This window comes from Bradyrhizobium sp. CCBAU 11386, from assembly GCF_028128955.1.
In the GTDB taxonomy this organism is placed as follows: domain Bacteria; phylum Pseudomonadota; class Alphaproteobacteria; order Rhizobiales; family Xanthobacteraceae; genus Bradyrhizobium.
Genome location: NZ_LBKA01000108.1, coordinates 1 through 1,583, shown reverse-complemented (window position 1 = coordinate 1,583; position 1,583 = coordinate 1). Strand labels below are relative to the sequence as shown.

At 55.6% G+C, this 1,583-nt stretch carries 2 protein-coding genes; one reads left to right on the top strand and one right to left on the bottom strand.

The annotated features are described in order from the left end of the window. Window positions 1-49: 49 nt before the first annotated feature. Entirely contained in the window at window positions 50-685 is a 636-nt protein-coding gene (locus XI09_RS08680; protein ID WP_271566471.1) for a tyrosine-type recombinase/integrase, read from the bottom strand. 282 nt (window positions 686-967) lie between these two features. Between XI09_RS08680 and XI09_RS08675 the strand changes: the two genes are divergently transcribed. Beyond that, entirely contained in the window at window positions 968-1,336 is a 369-nt protein-coding gene (locus XI09_RS08675) for a hypothetical protein (protein ID WP_271566472.1), read from the top strand. Window positions 1,337-1,583: the final 247 nt, after the last annotated feature.

Here is a 1,583-nt window from a genome sequence, read left to right as displayed (position 1 = left end):
AACCGGCTGTTAGAGGTCGGGCAGAACATGTCCGCTCTGCCCGGGCATTTCAGACATCAACTTGCTCTGCTATTGCGAGCGCGTCATCGACCTCGATTCCTAGATATCGAACGGTGCTCTCGATTTTGGTGTGACCTAGTAGGAGCTGCACCGCCCGCAAGTTGCCTGTTCGCCTGTAGATCAGGGTCGCCTTTGTTCGGCGCAGTGAATGCGTTCCGAACAGGTGCGCATCGAGCCCTATACCTGTGAGCCATTCAGATAACAGCCGCGCGTACTGCCGAGTGGTCAGGCAGCGGTCAGGTCCACGTCGCCCGGTAAATAGATAGTCGCCTGGCTTCTTACCGGTCTCCCTCAGATAATCGTCAACGGCTTGGCGCGTCGACTCTGTAAGTTCGAATTTGACCGGCCGGCCAGTTTTCTTCTGTCGGACGCTTGCGCGGTCGGCTGCATAGCCGTTTGGCGCGACGTCATCGACTTTCAGCGCGACGACGTCACAGCCACGAAGTTTACTATCGATCGCAACGTTGAACAGCGCCAGATCACGGGTCCGGCCTTCGACCTGAAGCTTTGTGCGGATTGACCAGACGTGCTTCGGCCGGAGTGGCGGCTTAGCGCCGACGATCTTTCCATTATTCCACGGGATGTGCTTGGAGACATTCGCAGTGGTGCTTGGGACATCTGTCATGATGACCTCCTCAGTTAACGAGGTTGGCCATTCTCAACCGGCAGATCCTCTGACCTACGTCGGCTTTGAGAGGATTGGAGACGTCCTTTGGTCTAGTTCCATCTATCGAAAGGACGCGACTGACCGAGAACTGACGTCGGGGCAAGGGAAGTTGGTCAGACTGATGCGCTGCTATAAACTCCGGACAATAAATTACCGCTGACGTTCGTTGGCATTCCTGATACCTTGCGTCGCGACTGCATTTGCCAAATCTTCCGCTCTGGATGGGGTGCTGGCGTGTGGATGCGTTACACACGGTTTTTGCCAATCGCGGCCGGAGTTCTGCTGCTCTTACTTGTCGATCAGCCAACTACATTCGCTCGCGGCAGTCAGGTAGGGCACGAAGATCCCTGGAATTCAGAACGTATCGATCGTTTGCCACCCGAGGTTCGAAGTGCCATCACCCGCATGTGCGGGAATGCGGCACAGGCCGCTCATTACTTTGCAACTTTTCTCGACAATTCACAGCTGATCAAGCTGCACTTCGAATATCTGCATTGTGATGACCAGACTCGATTTTGCAGGGGCACCAGTTGCCTGCGACAGGAGTACATCTCTACGGGTGGGCATTACCGGCTCATCAGGAGCTACTACGGCCGCGACGACGACTGATCGCCAATCGCCATTGCGTCACCTCGGGGCGTGTCAATTCCCGGAAATCTATTGAGCAGCGGATTTCTACTCAGTGTTCGATCCCCCACGCCCGCAGCCGGCTTAGGCAACATCGATCCAGAACTTGCCTTGCGGTGATCATTCCCAGCTAGGCCCTAGAATATAGTAAGCGCTTAGCCGGAACCCTTGCTTCGGGATCTGGATAGCTATGCGAAGAAGCCTCCGGCTTGGACGGAGGTTTGAGATG